Origin of the sequence: Olivibacter sp. SDN3, from assembly GCF_014334135.1 — a bacterium.
Taxonomy (GTDB): domain Bacteria; phylum Bacteroidota; class Bacteroidia; order Sphingobacteriales; family Sphingobacteriaceae; genus Olivibacter.
Map to the genome: position 1 here is coordinate 2,189,608 of NZ_CP060497.1, position 25,303 is coordinate 2,214,910.

General features: G+C 42.5%; 22 protein-coding genes. 12 read left to right on the forward strand and 10 right to left on the reverse strand.

Going from position 1 to position 25,303, the window contains the following annotated elements; all coding sequences use genetic code 11:
* The first annotated feature begins 12 nt into the window (after nt 1–12).
* Together H8S90_RS08930 and H8S90_RS08935 are read left to right on the forward strand one after the other, a co-directional pair.
* Complete coding sequence (locus tag H8S90_RS08930; protein WP_187342206.1) at nt 13–1,254, forward strand: PepSY domain-containing protein; 1,242 nt, start codon at nt 13–15, stop codon at nt 1,252–1,254.
* Between the two features lie 149 nt (nt 1,255–1,403).
* Nucleotides 1,404–1,835, forward strand: a complete 432-nt coding sequence (locus H8S90_RS08935) for a lipocalin family protein (protein WP_187342207.1) — start codon at nt 1,404–1,406, stop codon at nt 1,833–1,835.
* 189 nt (nt 1,836–2,024) lie between these two features.
* Here the strand turns inward: H8S90_RS08935 and H8S90_RS08940 are convergent, their stop codons facing one another.
* Together H8S90_RS08940 and H8S90_RS08945 are read right to left on the reverse strand one after the other, a co-directional pair.
* Complete coding sequence (locus tag H8S90_RS08940) at nt 2,025–2,267, reverse strand: hypothetical protein (protein ID WP_187342208.1); 243 nt, start codon at nt 2,265–2,267, stop codon at nt 2,025–2,027.
* A gap of 232 nt (nt 2,268–2,499) precedes the next feature.
* Complete coding sequence (locus tag H8S90_RS08945) at nt 2,500–3,087, reverse strand: sugar transferase (protein WP_187342209.1); 588 nt, start codon at nt 3,085–3,087, stop codon at nt 2,500–2,502.
* Nucleotides 3,088–3,356: 269 nt separating this feature from the next.
* On the opposite strand from H8S90_RS08945, the gene H8S90_RS08950 reads away from it, so the two are divergent.
* The 3 genes from H8S90_RS08950 (at nt 3,357) to H8S90_RS08960 (ending at nt 7,990) form a co-directional block, all read left to right on the forward strand.
* A complete protein-coding gene (locus tag H8S90_RS08950; protein ID WP_187342210.1) occupies nt 3,357–5,048 on the forward strand; it encodes an AraC family transcriptional regulator in 1,692 nt (563 codons plus the stop codon).
* A gap of 284 nt (nt 5,049–5,332) precedes the next feature.
* Nucleotides 5,333–6,133 (forward strand): alpha/beta hydrolase, encoded by an 801-nt coding sequence (locus H8S90_RS08955; protein WP_187342211.1) that lies wholly within the window; start codon nt 5,333–5,335, stop codon nt 6,131–6,133.
* A 54-nt stretch (nt 6,134–6,187) separates the two neighbouring features.
* A complete protein-coding gene (locus H8S90_RS08960) occupies nt 6,188–7,990 on the forward strand; it encodes a mechanosensitive ion channel family protein (RefSeq protein WP_187342212.1) in 1,803 nt (600 codons plus the stop codon).
* A gap of 11 nt (nt 7,991–8,001) precedes the next feature.
* On the opposite strand, the gene H8S90_RS08965 is transcribed toward H8S90_RS08960, so the two are convergent.
* The gene (locus H8S90_RS08965; RefSeq protein WP_187342213.1) at nt 8,002–9,606 is read right to left on the reverse strand and encodes a sulfatase; all 1,605 of its coding nucleotides are present in this window, start codon (nt 9,604–9,606) and stop codon (nt 8,002–8,004) included.
* A gap of 226 nt (nt 9,607–9,832) precedes the next feature.
* On the opposite strand from H8S90_RS08965, the gene H8S90_RS08970 reads away from it, so the two are divergent.
* The 6 genes from H8S90_RS08970 (at nt 9,833) to H8S90_RS08995 (ending at nt 19,696) form a co-directional block, all read left to right on the forward strand.
* Entirely contained in the window at nt 9,833–10,237 is a 405-nt protein-coding gene (locus H8S90_RS08970; protein WP_370525689.1) for a helix-turn-helix domain-containing protein, read from the forward strand.
* A gap of 347 nt (nt 10,238–10,584) precedes the next feature.
* Entirely contained in the window at nt 10,585–12,195 is a 1,611-nt protein-coding gene (locus H8S90_RS08975; protein ID WP_187342214.1) for a sialidase family protein, read from the forward strand.
* Between the two features lie 220 nt (nt 12,196–12,415).
* Complete coding sequence (locus H8S90_RS08980; RefSeq protein WP_187342215.1) at nt 12,416–15,661, forward strand: SusC/RagA family TonB-linked outer membrane protein; 3,246 nt, start codon at nt 12,416–12,418, stop codon at nt 15,659–15,661.
* Between the two features lie 95 nt (nt 15,662–15,756).
* Nucleotides 15,757–17,193, forward strand: a complete 1,437-nt coding sequence (locus tag H8S90_RS08985) for a RagB/SusD family nutrient uptake outer membrane protein (protein ID WP_187342216.1) — start codon at nt 15,757–15,759, stop codon at nt 17,191–17,193.
* 12 nt (nt 17,194–17,205) lie between these two features.
* Nucleotides 17,206–18,381 (forward strand): exo-alpha-sialidase, encoded by a 1,176-nt coding sequence (locus tag H8S90_RS08990; protein ID WP_187342217.1) that lies wholly within the window; start codon nt 17,206–17,208, stop codon nt 18,379–18,381.
* 73 nt (nt 18,382–18,454) lie between these two features.
* Complete coding sequence (locus tag H8S90_RS08995) at nt 18,455–19,696, forward strand: MFS transporter (protein ID WP_255501881.1); 1,242 nt, start codon at nt 18,455–18,457, stop codon at nt 19,694–19,696.
* Nucleotides 19,697–19,765: 69 nt separating this feature from the next.
* On the opposite strand, the gene H8S90_RS09000 is transcribed toward H8S90_RS08995, so the two are convergent.
* On the reverse strand, nt 19,766–19,981 hold the full coding sequence (locus H8S90_RS09000) for a hypothetical protein (RefSeq protein ID WP_187342218.1): 216 nt from the start codon (nt 19,979–19,981) through the stop codon (nt 19,766–19,768).
* 77 nt (nt 19,982–20,058) lie between these two features.
* Nucleotides 20,059–20,697 carry a hypothetical protein gene (locus H8S90_RS09005; RefSeq protein WP_187342219.1) on the reverse strand — a complete coding sequence of 213 codons (639 nt, stop codon included), beginning with the start codon at nt 20,695–20,697 and terminating at the stop codon, nt 20,059–20,061.
* 300 nt (nt 20,698–20,997) lie between these two features.
* Here H8S90_RS09005 and H8S90_RS09010 point away from each other — a divergent pair, with 300 nt between their 5' ends.
* Nucleotides 20,998–21,360, forward strand: coding sequence for a response regulator (locus H8S90_RS09010; RefSeq protein ID WP_187342220.1), 363 nt, complete (start codon nt 20,998–21,000; stop codon nt 21,358–21,360).
* Nucleotides 21,361–21,372: 12 nt separating this feature from the next.
* Here H8S90_RS09010 and H8S90_RS09015 read toward each other — a convergent pair whose 3' ends face one another.
* From H8S90_RS09015 to H8S90_RS09035, 5 genes are read right to left on the reverse strand one after another with little or no spacing between them, the layout of a single operon-like run.
* The gene (locus H8S90_RS09015) at nt 21,373–22,056 is read right to left on the reverse strand and encodes a lycopene cyclase domain-containing protein (RefSeq protein ID WP_187342221.1); all 684 of its coding nucleotides are present in this window, start codon (nt 22,054–22,056) and stop codon (nt 21,373–21,375) included.
* A gap of 2 nt (nt 22,057–22,058) precedes the next feature.
* Nucleotides 22,059–22,511 (reverse strand): sterol desaturase family protein, encoded by a 453-nt coding sequence (locus H8S90_RS09020; RefSeq protein WP_187342222.1) that lies wholly within the window; start codon nt 22,509–22,511, stop codon nt 22,059–22,061.
* An 11-nt stretch (nt 22,512–22,522) separates the two neighbouring features.
* Nucleotides 22,523–22,975, reverse strand: a complete 453-nt coding sequence (locus H8S90_RS09025) for an SRPBCC family protein (protein WP_187342223.1) — start codon at nt 22,973–22,975, stop codon at nt 22,523–22,525.
* Between the two features lie 8 nt (nt 22,976–22,983).
* Nucleotides 22,984–23,820, reverse strand: a complete 837-nt coding sequence (locus tag H8S90_RS09030; protein ID WP_187342224.1) for a phytoene/squalene synthase family protein — start codon at nt 23,818–23,820, stop codon at nt 22,984–22,986.
* Nucleotides 23,804–25,300, reverse strand: a complete 1,497-nt coding sequence (locus H8S90_RS09035) for an NAD(P)/FAD-dependent oxidoreductase (protein WP_187342225.1) — start codon at nt 25,298–25,300, stop codon at nt 23,804–23,806. The genes H8S90_RS09030 and H8S90_RS09035 overlap by 17 nt, the downstream gene beginning before the upstream one ends.
* Nucleotides 25,301–25,303: the final 3 nt, after the last annotated feature.

The following is a 25,303-nucleotide window of genomic DNA, read 5'->3' on the forward strand; positions in this document are numbered from 1 at the left end:
CAAAAACGAGCAATGATGAAAACAACTAACACTAAAGATGCACCAGCAAAGAAAACTGGAAAGAATGGATTCGATAAGGCAGTGGCTTGGATACATCTTTGGCCAAGTTTGGTTTCTGCGTTGATACTGATTTTTGTATGTCTAACAGGCACTATTGTCGTGTACTGCGATGAAATTATGGAGTTTTCTGCGGGTGACGCACGATATGTGAAGACAGTAGGTGAAAAGAAATTGCCGATAGAAACGCTGATCGGTAAATTAAAGGAGGCTTATCCGGATAAAAGGCCCCCGGGTTACGCCGTGGCCTACAAAGATCCTAAAAGGACTATTCGTTTTAACATGTTCGAACCTGCTAAAGGTTTGAGCATGGTGTATATGGATCCCTATACCGGCGAAATATTAAAAGACGATCCAACTATTCATTTTTTCTATATCACAGCACACCTGCATAATTCGCTGCTGTTGGGTAAGGTTGGGCAGCATATCGTGGATATTGCTACGATTATCTTTCTCGTAGAGCTCCTGACCGGATTAATTCTTTGGTGGCCGAAGAAATGGACAAAATCTACCAAGGAGGCAAGTTTCAAGGTGAAATGGAAAGCCAGCATTAAACGCATTAATTATGATTTACATAATGTTGTGGGGTTTTATGCCTTATCTATTGCCTTAATACTGACCTTGAGTGGCTTGATTATCGCCTATAAACCTTTGGCGAAATTTACGATCACGGCATTTGGTGGCACGCCTGGCCATGAATGGGAAGATGATCTCCCGAAAATGAAGGATGATGGAGAACCTGTCGACCTTTATGCCCTACTTGATCGGTCGTTTGACGCTAACCCCGGAAAAGGAGAAGCGCAGATTGCTACTTATAAATGGGACTCGATGGGGTATTATCATTTTAGCATAGCAAAGTCCATTGGTTTGAAGAGTGCTGACGCACCTAGCTTCCACTTTGTAGATAAATATACGGGCGATGACATTGATGTGCCGTCTGAGGGAATGATGCATGAAAAAGTGGAAAACGTTTATTGGAGTTTGCATATGGGCACATGGCTTGGACAAACGGGTAAATTTCTCACCTTTGTAGGTGGACTGGTTTCGACCAGTTTACCTATCACGGGCTTCTTTATTTGGTGGAACCGTAGGAAAAAGAAAAAGAGAAAATCGGTGCGTAACGATTCTCCTAAAAAAGATTTAGGAAATAATAGACCGGCATTTCGGCCAAAAATGGTGTCTTCGCCAGAATCGTAAATATCTGGCGAAGACACCATAAGTTATCGGTTATTGCCTATCCCCGCTAAATATATCCTTATTTCTCACGAACAGAAAAATACTGGTTTTCTGGTATTTAGGATTGAAAATCGTCTCGGTATTTTTGGTTACAAAAATTAGCTAACAACATGAAGACGTTTAAATCACTGATCAAAATGCTAATAGCCATTATGGTTATTGCCGGAGTTAACCTAGCCTGCTCCAAGGATGATGACGAAAACAATCCTGAAACTGATCCCATAATCGGTACATGGAACCTGCGTGCGGTACATGATGGAGAGGAAACGGTTGATGTAACCGATCGGGAATGTTTCAGGGATTCCCGTTTCATCATTGATGAAACGGTGATGGATTTAACACTTTCTGTACCTGATGAAGATACCGAAGAATGCCAGACGGAGACGATTAACGGTGCATGGGTAAGGGAGAACGGTAATTATTACTTGTTAAATGGTGAGCAACGGCAACAGACAGGTATCGTGCTGAATGACGATAACCAGACACTTCAAATGGTTATCACCGCAAATGGTAGGCAAGTAGGGCTTATCTTTAGAAGATGATGTTTTCTGAAGAAGATCAAGATCATTGCTAAAGAACGAACGCCTGGCTTTTTGGGAATGCCAGACGTTCTTTTTTTAATCAACCTAAACCTATCGATACATAATCAAACGGCATGCCACTATTTTTGTGTACTGCACTATCTATCTATGGTGAGGTATCGTTGTGGACAAAACTTTAACAGTGTTATATTATTTTTTCGGGTCTCCCAATTTCAAAAAGGTATCTGAATAAACTTCAGATTCTGCTTCATTCCTAAAGTAAGTGATGGGTTTACGAATAAAGAACCGTATAATTAAGGCTACCAGCGCCAAGCTGATAAAGGATGTGGTGATGGGAAAGAAGACAAAGCAGCTGACTATTCCAATGAAGGCAATCATCGCAAACAGGATAATGGTGAGCAACAGACTTGGGCTAAAGGTTTCGTTGTTCATAGGATTAGGTGTTAATGCCTCTACAACAGGAAGTGCTGTTGAATAAGTTATCTAAAGTTAGCGATCAATATTGTTCTTTTTTTAAGATTTTTTGTTATGGTTAGTGTAACGTAAAATGATGGGAAAAGCATGCGTAGCAATGTTTAAGATTTGTAGAATAATGGTTACTATCTCCTTGATTGGTTAAAGTTTATATTTTTCAATAAATACCTTTGAGTTTTTTATGTTTATATTAAGTGTGGGGAAATGATGTGTCACTACCCAAAAGTATATTACGTATAGTAAGCATAACGATCTTTATATCAAGTAAAAAATGCTGGTTTTCGATATACCAGAGATCGTGTTTCACCCGGGCACACCATAATTCTGGAATGGCAGATTCTCCGCGAAACCCATTGACTTGCGCCCAGCCCGTAATGCCGGGTTTAACGGAGAGTTTGTAGTGGTTTTTTTCCATTTTCATCGCTTGGTCATGCATGGAGTAGGTATGAGGTCTTGGTCCTACAATGGATAGTTCACCGCGTAATACATTAAAAAGCAAGGGTAACTTATCCCATCGGCTTCTGCGAAGAAACACCCCTATATTAGTGAGCCGTGGAGCTTCTATATATATGGTGCGGAATTTCAAACACCAGAATGGCCGATTGCCCTTGCCCCACCGTTGTTGTCGGTAAAAGATAGGGCCGGGAGAGTTTAAGCGGATAACTATCGCGATAAGTGGAAATAACCATGAACAGATAACCAGAATAGCCAATAAGCTCAACAGAAAGTCAAACAGGCGTTTAACGGAAGGATAATATTTAGTACTGGAAGTAAACATATTGATTAATTTAATCTTGTATGCCTTAGTTATTGTATAATAACCAGGTAGCGCAAAAATAAGTTGAACGATATAACAACATCAGAAAACTTACTCTCAAGTTCGGAATTATTGTGTGAAAAAGAAAAAAGATTTTTGTATATATATGTGGTATTTTCCGATTAATTGTGAGTAAAAATGAGAAATTTATATTTGTTTTGCACAGGTCAGCCCTTATGGTTAGTTTAGTGTTTTGTTCATTTTGTTCATTATTTCCAAACCTGACCTGTATGCACGTTTTATATAACGGCCTGTTCGCTTTCCTGGCAACTGTTTTTTTCGCAATACCATTTTCTTATGCTGCTGTGGATACGACGCTTATTACTAAAAAACATCTGGAAATTAGAAAGCTAGTAACCAAAGATCCACAACAGGCGCTAACGCTTGCTAAAGAATGCGTGGATTTAAGTGAAGACTTAGCAGATGATTCGCTTACGGCGCGTTCTTATTACCTCTTAGGCCTCGGTTATTACTATATTTCGCAGTTTGATGTATCAAGTGCTTACTACAAAAAAGCGTTGGAATCTCCGGTCGCGGCGAAGGATATCGACCTGCAGTCTTCCTGTTGGAATAACCTTGGTATTAATTATGAGATGCGGATGAAGTACAGCGAAAGCTTAGACGCCTACTTAAAATCATTGCGTATCGCGGAGCAATTAGCGGATGCAGTGCTTATCGGTAAATCCTGGATCAATATAGGCTTACTTTACGCTAAACTAAACAACGAAAAAGAAGCGAACCATTACCTCTATAAAGCACTCGATTTTTTTACAAAGGAAGGGGATCAGCTAAATATGGCTTTGTGCTATCAGAATATTGGTTTACTGCTGGTAAATCTCGGTAAGGTCGATGAAGGGATTGCACATGAGCGAAAAGCACTGAAGTTGTATGAAGAGATAGCAGATACCCAAAACCAAATGTATATTCTTTACAATCTGGCAAATATTTATAGCCAGAAAGGTCTGGTACCTCAGTCAAACCAATATATAGTGCAGACTGAAGCGATAAATGATAAATACGGCGATCAACTCATTACCAATCACCTCCGTTTTGCAAAAGCAGAGAATGCTTTTACCGAGGGGAAGTTGGTGGAGGCCGAGCGACTGTTGCATGAGGCGAAAGCAGGATTTAATAAGATAGATGCACAGGGAGAGGCGATGCATGTGAACCGAAGGTTGATGGACTTCTATGCCGCTAGCGGGCGTTACGACGAATATGTGCAGTTACGTGAAAGTAATTTCAAATGGTTCGAGGAAGAGTATGTCCGCAAGGAGAGCGCCCATATGGCGGAGCTAAAAATTCTTTATGAACAGGAAAAGAAAGATCTGCAGCTGGAGTCTCAGGATCGATTAATCCATATGAAAACACGTGAAAATTGGTTGCTGTATTCTTCGCTGACCATTTTACTCCTGGCAATGGGGAGTTTGAGCATATTGTATGTACGTTTGAAAACGGCTAACCGGGTTTTGTTAAAGAAGAATAGAGAAGAGATCAACTACTTTAAACAGTATGACGGGTCCGATTCGCAGACGGCAGTGGTAATAACAGATGCAGCGAATCCTGTAGTTGAAGATGATCGATTTAAAGCGCTCCATAGCGATATTCTGGAAATTATTAGTAAACAGAAAAATTTTGGGAACCCGAACTTCAATATGGCAGACCTGGCCTACCAACTGCATACCAACGAGCGCTACATTTCCAGTGCCATAAATCAGCATAGTGGTATGAACTTTAACCGTTTAGTGAATTCTTTCCGGGTGAATGAAGCCAAGAAAATGCTGCTCAATCCAACTTATAGGAACCTATCGAACGACCAGTTAGCAGATAGGGTAGGTTTTGGCAATGTCAATACTTTTTATAGGCAATTCAAGGAGTTTACTGGGTTTACCCCAATGAAATTCAAAAAATTAAGTAAGCTATGAACCCGAAGGCACTTAGGTGCGGAAATTCGTGATTTGAGAGTATTTTTTCATGATTTGGGAGTCGAGGCAGTTTACCTTTGCTAACGGTAATACACATTATTGTAACCTTGGAATAAAAATCAACCTACCTAACCTGGATATTAGCATTTAGCTAAATCCAGGTCTTTTTTTGATAAACGCCAGCTTAAGCTTCTGCACCTATTAGCTATTTACTCAAGAATACGTTATTATTACACGGATTTGTATATTGCGGTCTATGACCAATAATTTTTCAGAAATATAATATGTGGAAAAAGGTATTATTTATTATAGTATGCAGTATGCTCGGATTGTACGTACTGGTATGCGGGCTACTTTACTTTTTTCAGGAAAAGCTGATTTTCTTCCCCGAGAAATTAGACAACGATTTTAAGTTTTCATTTGACGATGAATACGAAGAGTTGAACATCAAAACAGCCGATGGCAAACTACTTAACGGATTGCTTTTTAAAACAGCGGAGCCGAAAGGATTGATCTTCTATCTGCATGGCAATGCCGGATCCTTGAATTCTTGGGGAACCGTGGCAAAAACATATACGGATTTAAGTTATGATCTTTTTATACTAGATTACCGTGGTTACGGAAAAAGTGAGGGTAGTATCAGTGGGCAGGACCAGCTTTTTGGAGACGTCCAAGGAGCTTACGACGAACTGAAACAAAAATACGAAGAGAAGGACATCGTTGTTTTAGGTTATTCTGTAGGAACAGGGCCAGCGGCCAAACTGGCCTCAACAAATAATCCTGGATTACTGATCTTACAAACACCTTATTACAGTTTGACTGATTTGGTTAAGCGAATGTTTCCGCTATTGCCAACAACTATACTCAAGTATAAATTTGAAACAAATAGCTATCTACAAGACGCCGCAATGCCTATTGTGATTTTTCATGGCGACCGTGATAAGGTGATCTACTACGAATCGTCCGTAAAGCTGAAAAATGATTTGGGAGAAAAAGTTAACTTAATTACATTACCAGGTCAGGGACACAATGGGTTGACCGATAATCCCGATTACCTAAAAGCGATAAAGAAAATTTTAAAATAAACAATCTGTTCGAAAATCAGTTCCTTTCTTTAATAAGGATAGTACATTTAGCAAATGGCAATAATTTTTTGGACCATGGGTTATTTTAATAGGTATAGCAGACACATCAGATTTTTAGCGATTTTCCACATATTACTGCTTTTCTTTTTTTTAGATATACATGGGCAGGAAACTAAAACATCAACAGACACTAGCGCAGTCCAACCCGCTTTTCCCGAAGATTCATTAGGTAGGCGTACGCCAAGAGGAGCCGTGCAGGGGTTTATCCGAGCAGTGGCACAACAGAACTATGGCAAGGCATCTTACTATTTGGATGTGCCAAAGTCTTTAAGAAAAAAGATCAGTGGTGAAGATCTGGCCATGGCATTGCAGCAAACACTGGATAGTAGGGGTAATATATTTCCTTATTCGCTTATAAACAACGATTACAATGGTGACTTAAAAGATGAACTGGCCAATGATCTCGATCGCGTCGGTAATGCGCGTAATGAGGAAGGTTCTTTCGAAGTGTTAATGCAGAAAACAGAAGATAAACACGCCGCGCCAATTTGGCTATTTGCGCAGCAGACATTAGAAAAAGTTCCGTTGCCAATTGCCGATAGTGTGCAACACGAAACTTTCATACAGCAAACCTTTCCCGAAGCGATGGAAAACACACGATGGGGGGGCGTACCGATCAGTCATTGGTTAGCCATTTTTGTACTTATCCTGTTATCGCTTGCCATCGCTTGGACAATACTGAAGATCATCATCTCGCTCATTCCATTGGTATGGCGGAAAGCTGCGTCCTCACCCACTATAAGCGTTATCAAGGCTTTTTCCTTACCGGTACAACTATACCTAAGCGTGTTGTTTTTCGTCATGCTCAGCGAGCGGGCCGGAATATCCATTGTGGTACGGCAGCGCTTTGGCGACATGGTAGTTGTAGTAGGAACTATTGCCTTATTCCTGCTGCTCTGGCAGCTTGCCGATGCTACAGCGAAAATAGTGGAGAAGCAAATGGTACGCAGGAAGAACCCTTCGGGCATATCTGCTACATTATTTTTGCGAAGGGCAACAAAAATAGCTATTGTGATTGTGGGCATGATTATGGTGCTCAACACTTTCGGTTTGGACGTAACTACAGGCTTGGCAGCACTAGGTATTGGTGGTTTGGCCTTGGCCTTGGGTGCGCAGAAGACTGTTGAAAACTTCGTCGGCAGTGTTACCCTAATTGTCGATCAACCGATACGTGTGGGTGATTTCTGTAAAGTAGGAGAGATTGTGGGGACGGTGGAGCGCATAGGTATGCGGTCTACAAACATCCGAACCTTGAACCGGACAATCGTTACTATCCCTAATGGAGAGTTTTCTTCTTTGCAGATAGAGAATTTTGCACATAGAGAACGCTTTTGGTTCCATCCCTTTTTCCACTTGCCATACGAAACCACTACCGACCAAATCAGGTTCCTGCTGGTGGAGTTGAGAGCGGTGCTATATGCGCATCCTTTGGTTAACCCTCTGCCTGCCAGGGTGCGCCTCGTAGAGCTTACGCGCGATGCCTATGTATTGGAAATTTTTGCCTATATCAATGCGGTGGATTTCGATCAGTTTTTGGAGGTACAGGAAGATCTTTACCTTCGGATGCTGGACGTTATAGCAACTAGCGGGACACAATTGGCCCGGCCGGCACAAACGGTACATGTAGCAGAGGAAAATAAATTTTCTCCTGAAAAGGCAGCTGAAGTGAAAGAACAGGTACAACAGTGGCAGGAATCAGGAGAACTGCAGTTACCCAATTTTGACGCTGACCGGATCAATGAGCTGAAAAATACTATTCCATTTCCACCAGAGGGATCTGTGAGTAGAAAAAGATGAGGTGGCGACCGCTAATGTTTTACGGTATGGTTAATGAATTGCTGATCGTTCTCCTCCGAATCTTTGTATTTTTTGCGTAATTCCGTTAATTTTTTACGCATTTCTTGACTAACTGTTTGATAAGAAGGATCATCATACACATTGCGTAGCTCTTGGGGGTCTTCCTTAAGGTCATATAATTCCCACTCATCTACATCATAATAAAAATGAATTAGCTTATAACGGTCTGTCCGTATGCCATAATGCCTTTTAACCATATGGATGGAGGGATATTCATAAAAAGTGTAATAAACAGCGTCCCTCCAAGTGGTATCCTCCTGGCTTACCAATTTTCTGAACGATTCTCCCTGCATGTCTTTGGGCGCCTCTACACCAGCGTAATCCAGTAATGTTGGCGCAAAGTCTAGATTTTGTACTAATGCATTTGAGGCGGTGCCTGCGGGAATTTCTGCCGGATAACGAACGATCAGGGGCGTGCGCAAAGACTCTTCATACATAAATCGTTTATCGAACCAGCCATGCTCTCCGAGATAGAAACCCTGATCGGAAGTGTAGACGACAATGGTGTTTTCGTCCAGGCCATTAGCTTCCAGAAAGTCGAGCAATTGCCCAACGCCATCATCCACCGCTGCTACGGTACCGAGGTAATCTTGCATATAGCGCTGATAGCGCCAGCGCATTAGCTCTTCTCCGTTCATGGATGGGTAGCGTTGCTTGAAATCTTCCATTATTGGATTATATACAGCGTCCCAAGTGGCCCTTTCTTCGGCTGTCATCCTGCCTAAATTGTCTTCATAGGCTTTTTTATCCCAAGCTATAAATTCTTTTAAACCCAGTTCATCCATCATCGCAGGTGGTATCTTATTGTCGCCTGCCCAGTTCATATGCTTGAGAATGTTCATTTCAGCGGTTTTCGCAGCTGTACCACGACCCTCGAAGTTGTCAAAGAGCGTCTCAGGTTCTTTTATCGTCTTATTGGTATAGGTCTTTATATGACGCAATGCGGGCAACCATTCTCTGTGGGGAGCCTTCTGATGATAAAGCAAACAAAAAGGTTTCTCCGGGTCTCGATCTTTTATCCACTCTAGGGCCATATCTGTGGTAAGATCCGTTACATAACCCTGCAGCTGTTGTTTTTTTCCATTGATTACGAAATTCGGATGGTAGTATTCGCCTTGATCAATCAGCACGGCCGAATGATCGAAGCCCTGAGGCAAACCATCCATATGGATTTTTCCTATGAGCGCAGTTTGATAGCCATTCTTTTGAAGTTCCTTGGCAAAATTATCCTGATTCCAATCAAAACGGGCTTCATTATCTACCTTGCCGTTGATAAAACTGTGTTTACCGGTAAGTAGCACCGCCCTGCTTGGTGCACAGAGTGAATTGGTTACTGTTGCCCTTGAGAATAAAACACCCCCTTTGGCTAAACGGTCAATGTTAGGTGTATGATTTAAGCCGTAGCCATAGGCGCTGATTGCCTGGTAGGCGTGATCGTCGCTCATGATGTAAACAATATTCGGGCGATTACCTTTATTTTGCTGTGCGAGACTTAAACCTCCATATACCATTACTGAAGTTAATATGAGGAATAAGGAAAATAGCTTGCTGTTCATTTTTATACGTCATTATTAGCTAATAATATGGATTGGCTAAAATAGGATTAAACTTATTGTTTATCAACGTTTATTATCAGTATTCTACATTGCTTGCAATTTGGATAACATTCATTTAACGTACTTTTTAGAAAAACAACAGGAAATACCCTGTTTTATTTTGGTGGTTTTTCCCCGTGAATATTACGCAATTTTGGCCTCGTCTTTGCATAATGTGCCGTGAACTATGAAAAATAAAAGAGAAATGGACAAGCATTATGGTGAAATCATCGAGAAGGTGATGAGAAGAAATGGCTATAGCATAAGTGAGGCTGCCAGATTAATTAATGTTAACAGACGTTCTATCTACAATTGGTTTGAACAACCAAGGTTAAAGGAAGATACTATCTTTAAAATTGGATGTGCTCTTCGTTACGACTTCTCAAAGGAGTTTCCAGAGTTATTCAAGAGTGAAGATTTTCAGAAGGCCTTCGAAAGAAATTCGTGGGGCGAAAAAGTGAATATGGCAGAGGAAGATGAAAAAATCAGTTACTGGAAAGATAAGTATATCTCCTTGTTGGAGCAATATAATGCAATGCTTACTTCCCAAGGGCAAAATAATAATCTTTCGACGTTTCGTTATGCACGTTGATATAATAACGGTAAATAGCTCAAGCCGGTTGTTTTTTAGATAACCGGCTTTTTTTGTGCGTATTGTTTTGACTACAATCTGTTACCTGAGTCATCATATAGCTCATGTTAACGGCACTTTCCAACACTACTCGGAATCAGTGTCCTAAATAGTTGACACATTGAAGTGATTTATCACAAAAAAGATTTCTTGGGTTGATTTCCTACCGAAAACAACACCTCGTGGATAACAACAGGCGGACTACATTGATTAACTTTTAGAAAATGAAGATAAAATTTGTATTGTTGAAAAATGTACATACCTTTGATATGTAGAACATAACTACAATAACCATTATAGTATACCTTATGAAACCCGTAATCTTTTTTTTGCTGACGCTTCTTGCTTCCGACATTTTTGCCCAACCCGTACTCCAACAGGAAAGTTTTCAGATACCTATTCTTATCGGAAAAAAGAATAATCCGGTGCTTCGACTGGAAGTCGAATTGCCTGATGCGGTGCATGAGTTGCTTTCATTTGAGCTAGCTGGTCAGGTAGGGCTTATGCAAAAGGAGGTTAAAGCATGGCGTGTGTACCTGGATACTTCAGCCGCCAAAAGGCATAATTTGGCAGATATAGGCCACCTTCAATTGCTTGCAGAGATGCCGGGTGATGGCATGACGTTAGCTAGCCCGGAACGGGTGTCTCTCCATAAAGGTAAACACGTGTTTTGGCTTTCTGCCGAATTAAAAGGCAATGCCAATCTGGAAGGCTCATTGACCGTTTCGTGCAAATTAATGAATATCGGAAACCGTAAGGTGAATGCTAATAGCGTATCGCCCAATACACAGCGTTTCGGGGTTTTGGTAAAACAGCCTGACTCAATGGCGAAAAGTTACCGTATTCCGGGTTTGGCGACGACGAAAGATGGTTCGCTATTGGCTATCTATGATGTCCGATACGATTCGCCGCGTGACCTACAAGGGGATATGGATATTGGCGTCAGTCGTAGCACAGATGGCGGTCGCACTTGGGAACGTAGCCGTATCGCTATCGATCAAGGGGAGTGGGGCGGACTTCCACAAAAATTTAATGGGGTGTCTGATGCTTGTATTCTGGTAGACAAGTATTCGGGGACGATATATATCGCCGGGCTTTGGATGCATGGCGTAATTGATGATCAGGGAAATTGGGTAGAAGGTTTGACGGATACGAGCAGCGTTTGGAATCACCAATGGCGCACCAAGGGCTCGCAGCCCGGATTGAATGTCAAACAGACTTCTCAGTTTTTGCTGGTGAAGAGTACCGATGATGGGAAAACCTGGGATAAACCCGTGAATTTAACGGCAATGTGCAAAAAGCCGGCATGGTGGCTCTGGGCGCCGGCGCCGGGCCAGGGTATCACGCTGCAGAATGGTACCTTGGTGTTTCCTTCTCAGGGTAGGAATGCAAAGGGAGAAGCTTTCTCAAGCATTACGTATAGCATCGATGGCGGAAAGACGTGGAAAACATCAACACCTGCAACCACAAAGAGCACAACAGAATGCGCGGTTGTGGAACTGTCGGATGCTTCGCTCATGCTCAATATGCGGGCCAACAGTAATAGAGGGGATACATCGTCCAGTAACGGTAGAGCTGTGGCAGTAACAGTAGATCTCGGCGAGACCTGGCAGGTACATCCATCGAACCATGGCGCACTGCCCGAACCTACTTGTATGGGCAGCTTGCATAAACACGACGATATTTTGCTTTTTAGTAATCCGAATAATAAGCTAAAACGTGAAGATATCACTATAAAAGCCAGCTTAGACGAGGGGATGTCCTGGCCGGAAGAACGACAGTTGCTGATCGATGAATGGAATGGCAGAGGTTATTCCTGTCTCACAAGTATCGACCGCGAACATATCGGTATTTTATATGAAAGTAGTCAGGCAGACCTGGTATTCCAGCGCTTTCCCGTGACTGACTTCATTCCATAGAAATTTTCACTTATTATTAAAATTATACATCACATAACCAATGATCTGTTGCCCACTGAACCTGCCTGAAGAAATAAATGTCGATTCTTTTAGAAGGCATAATAGCAGGATGATCAAATAGGCGATGCGAGCATTTTTTTAGCTATACTCATTGAATATAATTATGTAGTACATAAGTACTAATAAACCTAGATAAACAGAACAACCAATTAATGATTAAATGATGAAAAGTAAATTGCTAAGCATCCTCTTTACGCCAAGCTTCTTGCTATGCTTGTTTTCAGCTCATGCGCAACAGGCACAGCGAACAATAACTGGGACCGTGAAGGAGCGAGAGAGCAGCTTGCCGATAACAGGCGTAAACGTGTCGCTCAAAGGTTCTACGTTGGGTACAGGCACTGATGAATCGGGAAACTATAAACTAACGGTAGGTGCAGTAGATAGTGCCCTGTTGGTGTTTTCGCTGATAGGCTACAAAACGATAGAGCAGCCGTTGGGTACCGCAGACCGTTACGACGTGTTGATGGAAGAAGAAGCTAATACCTTAGATGAGGTGGTCGTGATCGGTTATGGCGAGCAAAACCGTGCGACGATTACCAATTCTATTTCAAAAGTTGGGGCTGAGGAATTTGCGAAGGCTCCCGGCCAGAACCCTTTATTGCAGTTGCAGGGTAAAGTGGCGGGACTATCCCTACAGGTACCTAGCGGCATGCCCGGTCAAGCGCCACAGGTATTCTTACGTGGAGGTACGTCTACCTCTCCCGAGGGTGATGCGCCCCTGTTTGTTGTAGATGGTATCATATCACAGGGCATGCGTAACATCAGCGACATGAATCCGGATGATATTGAATCTGTACAGGTACTGAAGGATGCAGCATCAACGGCCATTTATGGTGCGCAGGCTGCAAATGGTATCATCATCATTCAAACAAAAAGGGGGAAACAAGGCAAACCTACCATCAATTTACGTTATACCCATGGTATAGAGGAGCAAGGAAGTAAACTTTCATTGCTGAATGCCCGTGATTACATCGGCCTCACCCGGAGGAATACACATGAATTTAATACAGATAATCCGGAGTTTTTTTTGGAGGGTGGGCGTTATGGGATGTCTACCGGGAATCCGCGTAATTCACGTAACACCCTGGAGTTTCTGGATGTGTACCTGAATGATTACGGCCAGGATTACGTGAATCATCTGCTAAATAATGAAGGATGGGAAACGATGACCGATCCTGCCACGGGTAGGGAGCTTATCTTTCAGGACAACAATTTCCAAAAAGCTACCTTTCAGACCGGCCAAAGACGGGAAGTGGATCTGGATATCAGCGGTGGAACGGATAAAGCAACTTATTACTTCGGTTTGGGTTACCTCAATCAGGATGGAATTGTCCGTGGAACCGATTATAAGAATTACAGCATGCTGTTTAACGGTACCTTTAAGCTGAGTGATAACTGGAGCCTGAACAGTAAATTCAGTCTACAGGTACGGAATGCCAATGCTCCCAATAATTATGAATGGGTACTGGCACGTAGCATTCTGATGCCGCCCACCTATAGGCAGTATTATGAAGATGGCTTGCCGGCTCCCGGCGAAGGGGTTTCTTCTTTCCGCAACCGCCTGCATGAGATCCACTATAAAACAAATCATAACGACGTGAACGTATACCGCACTACCGTGCAGTTGGGGGCAACCTGGGATATCATACCCGGACTTAAATTTCAGCCTACACTTTATTACTTTGGCAATCAGGGTATAGAAAATTATTTCGAGGCTTATAATGAAACGGTTACCGACCGACCAGCATCGGCCAATCATAATTTTGATCGGCATCTGCAGCTAGATGCCCTGTTGAGCTATACAAAAAGCTTTGCCGACCAACACAACTTGGATGTGGTGGTGGGAACGAGTATTAACCATGATTATGCTTACCGCATGAACGGTAGTGGCCGTGAAGCGCTTACAGATTATATACCAACCTTAAACGCTACGGCACAATTGACACAGCGGGTGGGCACCACCAAAACGTATGACGCAATGCTGAGTTATTTCGGCCGAGCAAATTACGACTATAAAGGGAAGTATATGGCTGCTGTTAATCTCAGGGTGGATGGTTCCTCCCGTTTTGCCGAGAGTCATCGCTTCGGCTATTTTCCAGGCCTTTCTGCCGGTTGGAACCTGCATCGAGAAGACTTTTTTCAACCACTGACTACCACGCTCTCTAGCTTAAAACTCCGTGCCAGCTATGGTATAACAGGTAATAATTCCCTGAGTATTTTTGATACGCGCGGACGTTATACAACGGGCAATATCTATCAGGGAGAGGCTGGCGTGCTGAACACGGTACTGATCAACAGTAACTTGGTTTGGGAAAATACAACAGCCTTTGATATCGGAATGGATATCGGACTGGCTAAGGATCGTATTTCGATCTTGCTGGATTATTACAATAAACTCACCGACCGACGGCTTTTCGATAAACCGCTCTGGGCATCTACAGGTTTTGGAGCTATTCGGAGTAATTTCGGTTCATTGCGTAACCGTGGTTTTGAGGTGGAGATATCGGCAAATGCGATCCGTAAGACCAATTTTTCGTGGGATATCAGCGCAACCTTTTCTTATAATCGAAGCACAATCGTAGAGTTGCCCGAAAATGAGGAAGATAAAAACCGGGTAGGAGGTAATTGGGTGTATGATCCGGCTGCCGGAACGGAGATAAAGGTAGGAGGTTTTGCTGAAGGTGAACGCTTTGGCCAACGCTGGGCTTACAACTACCAAGGTGTTTATCAGACGGATGAGGAAGCCGCAGGGGCTCCGCAGGATCCAAACGCGGCAGGAAGGACCAAAGTGGCAGGTGATGCCATATTTGAAGATGTAAATGGTGACGGCATACTGGATAACCGAGACATGGTATTTATGGGGTACATCCGACCGGATAAAATGGGCGGTTTGGTAAACAGCTTCCGCTATAAGAATTTTTCGGCGCGCCTGGTGGTTGATTGGTCGATGGGCCATGTGATAGATAACGGTTTTAAGGGTTATATCATGGGGAGCTCCAGGAACAATAATAATGCAATTGAAGAAGCGCTACATGATAGTTGGCAATATACTGGACATGATGCGGCCTACCCACGCTATACGGTATCCAGCGATTACGATTATAACTGGCGTAACCATAACCGTTGGGATAATAATGTAGGAAATGCTTCAGGAGGAACCAATAACAGTTTGTATTATAAAAAGGGTGATTTTTTGGCCTTCCGGGAACTATCTTTCAGCTATCAGTTACGGACTGATTTTCTTCGAAGGATAAGTATTCAGGGACTGGAGCTTTTCGCAGGTATGTACAACATAGGCTACATTACGGCATACGACGGTTTTATGCCGGAGATTTATGAAGGGCATGATTGGGGTACCTATCCAAGACCCAGACAAACAACTTTTGGTCTGAAAGCAACCTTTTAACCCGGATGATGCTTAGGACTTGTAATCGGTTTTGTAATGCATCTTTCGGATGTAATACCAAGTAGGATGAATATGAAGTATAAATAATAAAAAAGATGTTCAGGAAAATAAAATTAAAAGGAATGTTGCTGGCCTTGATGTTACTGGCTAGCTGTTCAATATTGGATGTAGAGACCATTTCGGATATCACCAATGATGATTTCTGGAATGCGCCGGCAGATGTAGAAAGCTACTTGGTGGGAATCTACACCAAATATCGTGATGAGGTCAATAGTACCTATTACCTGGAAGACCGTGGGGATACTTTTGTGGCCGGACTTGAATCGGGACTTTCGTCGGCCTGGAATCAAAACTTAACTCCACAGAATGCTCCAAATTGGCTGGGCTTTTATAACCTTATACACCACTGCAATTTGTTGCTGACAAATGCCGAACCTATGATTTTCTCTGTAGAAGCCGATAAGAATAGGGCGCTGGCTGAGACGCGGTTTATCCGTGCCCATACGTACTTTATTTTGTTGCGCAGTTGGGGTGAAGTGCCTATCGAAACAGAACCAACACTTTCGGATAATAAAGCCATGCTACCCAGAGCTCCAAGAGAGGAGGTGCTGAACTTTCTTCTACAAGATATCAATGCCGCTATTGAGCTGTTCCCTGAGCCTGGATATCGCAACAAAAGCCGGGCTTCGCTTCCAGCCTGCCTGGCGTTAAAGGCCGATGTACTGCTCTGGAAGGCAAAAGTGCTGGGGGGTAACGAACAGGACCTGGAAGAGGCCTTGCAATGTGCCAACCGAGCGGCCGAGGGTTTAAGTTTGGCAGATCCGTTCTGGCATATCTACGCCACCGACCGTAAAAACGGCGATGAAGTAATCTTTTCACTTTATTTTCAACGGGAGGAGAAATCGGGGCATTACAGCAGCAACCTAAAACCGCGGGATATCTTCGTGCAGGATGCAGTGAACCGAGATGATATTGCTTACGCCCGAAGTGGTGCCCGGAGCGGCTACGCTCCAAGTCCGAAAATTCAGGAAGCCTTTGAGGAGTTCCCAGACGATAAGCGAAAAAATGAATCGTACATCAAAGCAATAAACGAAGAGGGAAATGTGATCGGTGTTTTTGACAATAAAATGCGGGGGTCAACTATGGGAGGCGATCGTTTTTATGATGCCGATATTATTGTATATCGCTTAGCCGAGATGCTGCTTTTTAAGGCGGAGGCCTTGGCGGCACTCGGCCGTGCAGAAGAGGCTATTGCAGAGCTGAATAAGGTACGGGAGCGTGCAGGTATTGGCGACTATTCGGGTAGTCGCGATAAAATAAGCGTGGAACGAGCCATTTTGCAGGAGCGTTTCAAAGAACTTTACCTGGAACTCAAACGTTGGCCAGACCTGCTGCGCTTCCATTACGGTGGGGTAATCAATGTATATGACGAGGTGCCGAACTTGCAGGGGAAAACAGTACCGCTGTATTTTCCTATTCCACAGGCGCAGATTGACTTGAATCCTAATTTAAAACAAACAGAAGGTTATTAAAATGAATATAGTATGAATCGATATCGTATGCACCAAAAGAAAAAACATTTGCCCTTACTGCTGTTGCTTGTGGTTACCCTGCTTTCCTGCAAGTCGAGCGGTGAGGTGCCACAGCCTTCTCCGGGTGAGCCCGAAGAAGAAGATGGTTTAACCTATGTTTATCGGGAAGGCACCAATGGTTATGAAGTATACCGTATACCTGCCTTGCTGCGCACAGCATCCAACACCTTGCTGGCTTTTGCCGAGGCACGAAAAAAACGAAGTAACGGGGATACGGGTGATATTGACCTGGTAGTTAGACGTTCTACAGATGGGGGGACGACCTGGAGCGATATGATTATGGTATGGGACGATGGGATGCATACTTGCGGTAATCCGGTACCTATACTGGATGAAACAAGCGGTAGAATACATCTTCTGATGAACTGGAATCACGGCGATGATAAGTGGAGCGATCTGACCACTGGACAGTCTATTGATCGAAGAAGGACCTATTATACCTTCTCGGATGATGATGGGCTGACCTGGGAGACTCCCAGGGAGCTTACAGATGCGGTAAGTAAACCTTATTGGGGTTGGTATGGTGCTGGCCCGGTACATGGTATACAGTTGCAAAATGAACACTATAAAGGGCGTTTGGTGGCGCCCTGCTACTATACGGTGATGGTAGAGGGGTCGCGAAGGTATCATGTACAAGCAGTCTATTCAGACGATAATGGTATTACCTGGATACCAGGTGATACCACAAATTTTGACGGAGTAGGAGAATGTACCGTGGCCGAGCTTTCTGATGGTTCCCTGATGATGAACATGCGTACGGGAGGAGGAGCCCGTCGTTATGCGATCAGTAACGATGGCGGTCAAAGCTGGGGCGACGTCACAGTTGATAATAACCTGCCCGATCCCGAATGCCAGGGAAGTCTGCTATCTGTGGCCGTTGGTGATGAACGTCAATTGTTTTTTGCAAATGCGGCGCATGGCTCTGAACGGATCCATATGATGGTTAGACGAAGCGCTGACGATGGTGCAACCTGGAACTTTGAAAAAACGATACATGAAGGGCCTGCAGCCTATTCGGATATGACAGTCATTTCAGATACGGAGATTGGTTTACTGTTCGAAGGCGGAATCAATCGGCCTTACGAAGGCTTGGCTTTTGAAAAACTGTTGCTCGAAGACTTTCAATAAAAAAGAGCTTCATATCAATCAGTAAAACAGTAACCTGCACAGCTGGATACAAAGAACGTTTAAAATAAAATAGATGAAGTGGAACATTAAGGCGAATAAAAAATACCCCTGGTTGGTGGTGGCTTTATTGTGGTTGGTGGCTCTTCTGAATTACATGGACCGGCAGATGTTGGCTACCATGAGGCCTTCCATGCAGGTAGATATTGTGGAACTGCAGTGGGCTACCAGCTTCGGACAGCTTATGGCCATTTTTTTGTGGATATATGGTTTTATGAGTCCTGTTGCAGGTGTGGTGGCCGATAAAACCAGCCGGAAATGGATGATTGTAGGAAGCCTCTTTGTATGGTCGGCCGTTACTTTTAGCATGGGTTATGCTACAAATTTCCAACAACTATATGCGCTGCGTGCCATCATGGGCGTTAGCGAAGCTTTTTACATACCTGCTGGCTTGTCACTAATTGCTGATTACCACAAGGGGCCCAGCCGTTCTTTAGCTATCGGTATTCATATGACTGGTATTTATGCTGGGCAGGCACTGGGTGGTTTCGGTGCTACCATTGCACATGCCTACACCTGGCATACTACCTTTCATACCTTGGGGCTTGCGGGAATAGTGTATGCCCTGGTATTGCTATTGCTGCTCTATGATAAAGAACAGTTGCCGGAAGAAAACCAAGAGGTAAACACAAAACGGTCATCCCTATTCGGAGGACTCAAGGTATTGTTCAGCAATTTCTCCTTTTGGGTGATTCTATTGTATTTTACGGTACCTAGCCTCCCCGGATGGGCGATAAAAAATTGGCTCCCTACTTTATTTGCTGACAAATTGCAGATACCGATGGCTGAGGCAGGACCTATAGCTACGGTGAGTACAGCAGCATCTTCCTTTTTAGGTGTGTTGCTGGGAGGACTATTGTCAGATCGCTGGGTAAAAATAAGGTTAAAGGGACGGATTTTTACCGGAGTTATCGGCTTGCTTTTGATGGTACCTGCCCTGTTTTTGTTGGCTACCGGTAGTACGCTCCTGCATGTGCTGGCGGCAGCAATATGCTTTGGTGTGGGTTTCGGTATGTTTGATGCCAATAATATGCCTATTCTATGCCAGTTCGTATCCTCTAAACATCGGGCTACGGCTTATGGCCTGATGAATATGATGGGTGTGTTTTTTGGCGCATATATTACCGATTTCTTGGGAAAATCTGTAGATGAAGGCAGTTTAGACAAGAGTTTTGCGATGCTGGCGATTATGCTATTACTCGTATGTTTCCTCCAACTGTTGCTGCTGCGGCCCAGGGTGGATGATTTTGAAGATTGATTTGCTCGTGCAGTATTTTGCTAAATAAGGCTGTGGTCAGTACGGAGGCTAAAATTTAAATTTCAGGTATTAGTGATTATTTTCTCTTTGCTGGATATCGGTTACTTTGTTCGTAAAACTTCTTACCCCTACAAAGGCAATGAGCAGGCAGATTGCAATAACAAAAACTAAAAATAGTATGCTCCTAAGGGTTTTTGGTATCCAATCCATAAAAGTAATGTTTAAAAATTTATACACCTGTTTATTTGCTAATGGATTAACAGGTGTTTCATCGTTTTGTTTCATTACCGCTGATAATACGTCAATAGTGGATGGAGTTGAGCTTCATCATTGGAGAGGAACAAGCTGGCAACAGTTGACACCTATTTTAAGGGAGATAAAACCTCGATAACTGTCTTGGGTTGATTTTCCTGTCCTTCATGATAACCCGTTGCCACTCTAGAAAAATGTATCTTGCCTTCGAAGTTGAAAGATTGCTCGTCGCGTATTCTGATTGCTTTAGCCTTAAAACTAATACGGTATTTCACACGCCAGTACTCGCCGGTGATCTGGTGTTTCGATTTGGGTGGTAGGCCAAAGGTAGAAGCAGTAGCGATCGTTGTGGATACGGTACTCGTACTTGGTAATCGGTCAATGAATACAGCTTCTCTATCGGTAAAATAAAAATTACCATCAATCACAACCATTTGTCTTAAAGCTAAAGTGTCTTTAAGCAGTATTTCTTCACTTGCGGAGCTGTCTAAATCAACCCAGATGCTGTCCTTAAGGTCTTGATAGGGATAGAAGGTAGTGTCTGGCAGGTGTGCCGATGACGGATTAATGAAGGTAACGGTGTCCAGCCGCTGAAAAATGGAGTCTACTGTGTCTTCATCCGAAATGAAGAAGGCAATATCCTCAACAACATAATGATCTTCACTTGTAGGCTCACTGTCTATTATTTCATCTTTGCTACAGGCAATCACGAAAAGCATGAATAGGAAATAAAGTAAAGTTTTACGCATAGTTTTTGATTACGAGCACGAATATAAGTATTCTTTATCTTTTAGATTCTCTCTCGCGTGGTAAAAAAATATATGGTTCGTTGACCACAACGTTTATTTTCGGCTAACTGTAGGGCTAAAGTAATGTTGGAGCAAGTGTATGTTAGAGAATTCCGGGATTTTTTTGAATGATTTAAAATGCGCATAAAAATGTGTATTTCAGTATGTAACATTGGCACTGTTTATGTGTAACAACAAAGTGATAAAAGGTGCGTATATCGAAATTTGATTTGATGTAACGGCCAGTAAAATAAAGCTGCCATGAAAAAGAAAATATATGTTGTGGAAGATGATAAAGATATACGTGAAATTATTGAGTTTTTTTTAGACGCAGAAGGAATGGAGGCGCATACGTATAGCCACATTGCTGATTTTAAACGAGATTGTAATAGCATGGGCAATGCTGATCTTTTTTTATTAGATGTTAACCTGCCGGATGGCAGTGGCGTAGACCTTGCTGCTGCTTTGTCTAAAAATCCAGACACTTACCATGTGCCCGTACTCATCATGTCTGCGCATTTAAATAATGGGTTTGCATTCTCGGAGAATGTTCGGAGTTTCCTTCCCAAGCCTTTTGATCTGAATGACATGGCATCGCAGATCAAACAATATGTATATGCCTAAAAGGAGTAAAGACTATTTTTTGGAGAAGATATTGAAAAAATAAAGGTTCCACAGAATTAGCTCAAAACCATAAACCGCATCTTCAATCGGAACGGTTAATACCCGTATATTCATAAAATCATCTGGATTATAATTTACGATAGGCTGTTCTAAGCCTGTTCCAGTCAATAGACCATTGACAATGAAAAAGGGGAGTAATAATATACCGTAAACGAAGGAAATCTTATCGATCCAATCAACCTTGGCGACAAACTTTAAGAAAATCAGTGTGCTTGCAGTGGTGATAAAGGTGATCAAGGTGTAGATTTTATCAGTATGTAGTAAACCGATCAGCAGGCAGCCTGTTATTGCTGCCAATGCAAAATAGTGGGTTACCTGGGGTCTCCATCGCAGATTGAAAAAATGATCCAGACAGAAATAAGTGTACATACAGGAAAAGGGAATACAAATAAAAAACAACCATTCTTCGATAGGCAGGTCCAAAAGCCGAAGCCCGAGCAGATAGGCGTCATTGAACCACCAGACACCGGTTTTAGTAAAGTAGGCATCCCAAAGGATAAAAGGTATGGCCACTAAAATACTTGCCTTAAAAAAGGGTAGAAAATAACGGTCAAAACGAATCTTAGGATGAAAGGAAAAGATAAAGCAGATAACGACTGTAAAAAAATTAATCAGTAAATAGGTGTATGATAACATCCTTAAGCTTTTTTGAAATACATTTTAAAATATTTAACCGGTACCCACAAAAAACCAAAACACTCGCCCTTTTCTTTGCCAAGATGTTTGTGGTGCTGTTTATGCGCCCTCCGTATACCTAACAGGTAAGGGTTTTTTGTGTTACGTAATAAATTTAAGCGTTGATGAATGAAAATATCGTGAACAAAAAAATAGGCGAATCCATAAAAGGTGATGCCCAAACCTATGTAAAACCAATAGTTAAATGCATGCGTAGATCCATAATACATTAAGGCAATGGCGGGGAAAGCAAAAATGATGAAAAAATAATCGTTACGTTCCAGCTTGCTATCATGGTCTTTATCGTGATGATCTTTGTGCAACGACCACAGCCAGCCATGCATAATGTATTTATGCGTCAGCCAGGTGATGCCTTCCATTAGGATAAAAGTGATCATAACTATCAGCACATTCATATATTAAGGGCTTAAAATTTTTTTTCTAAAACTTTACGGCGAAAATCAAAAATCGCTTGTAGCTTTCGTTTAACCAATAGGCGATGTACCCAATCACCTAATATACCAAAAGGTAATTCGTAGTCAACCGTATCTTTCATCAATATACCGTTTTCATTCGGAACAAACTCGTGAAAATGATGCCATAATTTATAGGGACCCTTTTTTTGAGAATCGGTAAAACTCTTTTGAAAATCGACTTGTACAATCTCTGTTTGCCATTTCAAAGGAATACCTAGGAAGGGGGTTACGTAATAATCAATCAGCATGCCTTCATAGATTTTATCGTTTTCAAAAGATGATAAAACCTTGAATCTCATTTCTTCGGGTGTAATCTTTGACAGATTGGTGGCCGAGGAAAAAAAACTCCATGCTGTTTGGAGATCGCAGTGCAGTTGCTGTTCACGATATAGTCGGTATTTCATTGCAGCTTTTATATTAGTGCCATTTTAAACTGAAAGTAACTACTCATCATCAGTGAAATTTTCTTTCCATTGTTGATTCTGATACGTTGGTTTACGATCTCCTTTGCAGACGTTCGTTGTATTTTTCTGAATAAGGAAATGTAATAAGAATATGCCAGATATACACCGAGCTTAGCCGAATTGGGCAAGTGTTTAATGCCGTGCAGCGCCTCCCTAAACTCTTTTTCTATTTCCTTTTCTATTTCGGATTTTATCTGAGGGTTGAAATCGGCCATATCTACATTGGGAAAATAGATTCTTCCCAGCAGTTGATAATCATCTTTCAGATCCCGTAAAAAATTAACCTTCTGAAAAGCCGAACCTAATTGCATGGCATACGGTTTAAGACTTTCATAAGCGAGGTTGTCGCCTTGCACAAAAACCTGTAAACACATCAGCCCCACGACTTCCGCAGAACCCATAATGTATGTCTTGTACAGGTTGGAATCATATTTTACCGGCAGCAAATCCATCTCCATGCTTCTTAGAAAAGTGTCGATCAACTCCCAGCCAATCTGGTATCGATGAACAGTTTCCTGAAACGAATGTAAGATAGGGTTGATGGATATCTTTTCTTCAATAGCTTGTATTGTTTGCTTGCGCAGGCGCTTCAATAGGCGTTCTTTATCGTAACCATGAAAGCTGTCTACAATTTCGTCTGCCAACCGTACATAACCGTATACGGCGTAAATAGCCGGACGAATTCCTGGACTCAACGCCAAGATGCCCAACGAAAAACTGGTGCTGTATTTTTTGGTGGTCTCTTTGCTTATCTTAAATGATAATTCATCAAATAGCTGTTTCATAAGGCATGATCTTAAGTTTATTTACTTCAGTTGCTGCAATTTTACCGGAAATAATAGCTGGTGGAACGCCCGGTCCGGGAACGGTCAATTGTCCGGTGTAATACAGGTTCTTAACGTGTTTGTTTCGAATCGAAGGCTTTAGCACGGCTGTTTGGCTAAGCGTATTGGCCAATCCATAGGCATTACCCAGATAGGCATGGTAATCTTCCTTGAAATCACGTATACAATAGCTTTTTTTATAAACGATTTGCTTCAAGAGATTACTTGCACCGGTATGCTTTTCGAGACGTTGTAGCATTTCGCGAAAATATTTTTCCCGCAAATTGTTGTTATCCTCAATCCCGCTGGCAAGAGGCATCAGTAAAAACAGGTTCTCATGCTGCTCGGGAGCCAGTCCTTTATCAGTTTTGGAAGGGCAACAGGTATAAAATAAGGGCCTAGTAGGCCACTTTTTGGTGTCGTAGATTTCCTTGGCATGGATATTTAGGTCGTTTTCAAAAAATAGGGTATGATGTTTTAGGTTCGGGATTTGTTGCTTGAGTCCTAGATAAAAAATTAAACAAGAAGGGGCTAAGGTCTTCTTTCTCCAATAATCGTCCCTGTAATTCCGATATTGTTTTTCCAGTAATTGCTGTTCGGTATAGTGGTAATCTGAAGAGGCGATGATGGCATCAAATGGTATGGTTTCTCCATTGACAGCAAGCGAGGTGGCTTGGTTGTGCTTTATATGGATCTTTGTTACTGGAGCGTTGAGGTGAAATTGAACGCCTTGTTCTTTTGCCACGGCAACCATTGCATCGATAATTTTGATAAAACCACCCATGGGGTACCAGGTGCCTAATTTGTAACCGCCATAATTCATAAGGCTATATAGCGCTGGAATGTCTTTTGGCATGGCGCCCAGGAAAATAACCGGAAACTCCATTAGCGAAATTAACTGCGGATGTTTGAAGAATCGGCGGACGTGCGTCTGAAAGCTGCTGAACAGATCCAGCTTCAGCGCACTTCTCGCGATTTTTAGTGAAAAAAACTCAAACCAGGAATGACAAGGCTTGTTTACAAAATCTTTCATGCCCACTTCGTATTTGTATTGGGCTTCGTCCATAAAGCGGTCGAGTTGTTTAGCTGCTCCTGATTCCATGTGTTCAAATAGGTTGCGCAGGTCTTCATATTTTTCGGGAATGGCAACTACGTTATTGGTAAAAACCATCTCAAACTGTGGGTTAAGAGGAGTTAGGCAGTAAAAGTCTGCACTTCTCTTCGCGAAATCGGCGAAAAAATTTTCGATAATATCCGGCATCCAATACCAGCTTGGTCCCATATCAAAGGTATAACCATCAGGGGTCTTGAATTGCCTTGCACGGCCTCCTAAGGAGCTGTTCTTCTCGAAAACGTGTACTTCATTTCCAGCCTGGGCAGTATAAGCTGCTGCTGAAATGCCTGAAAATCCGGAACCTATAATGGCTATTCTCTTTCGCATGGC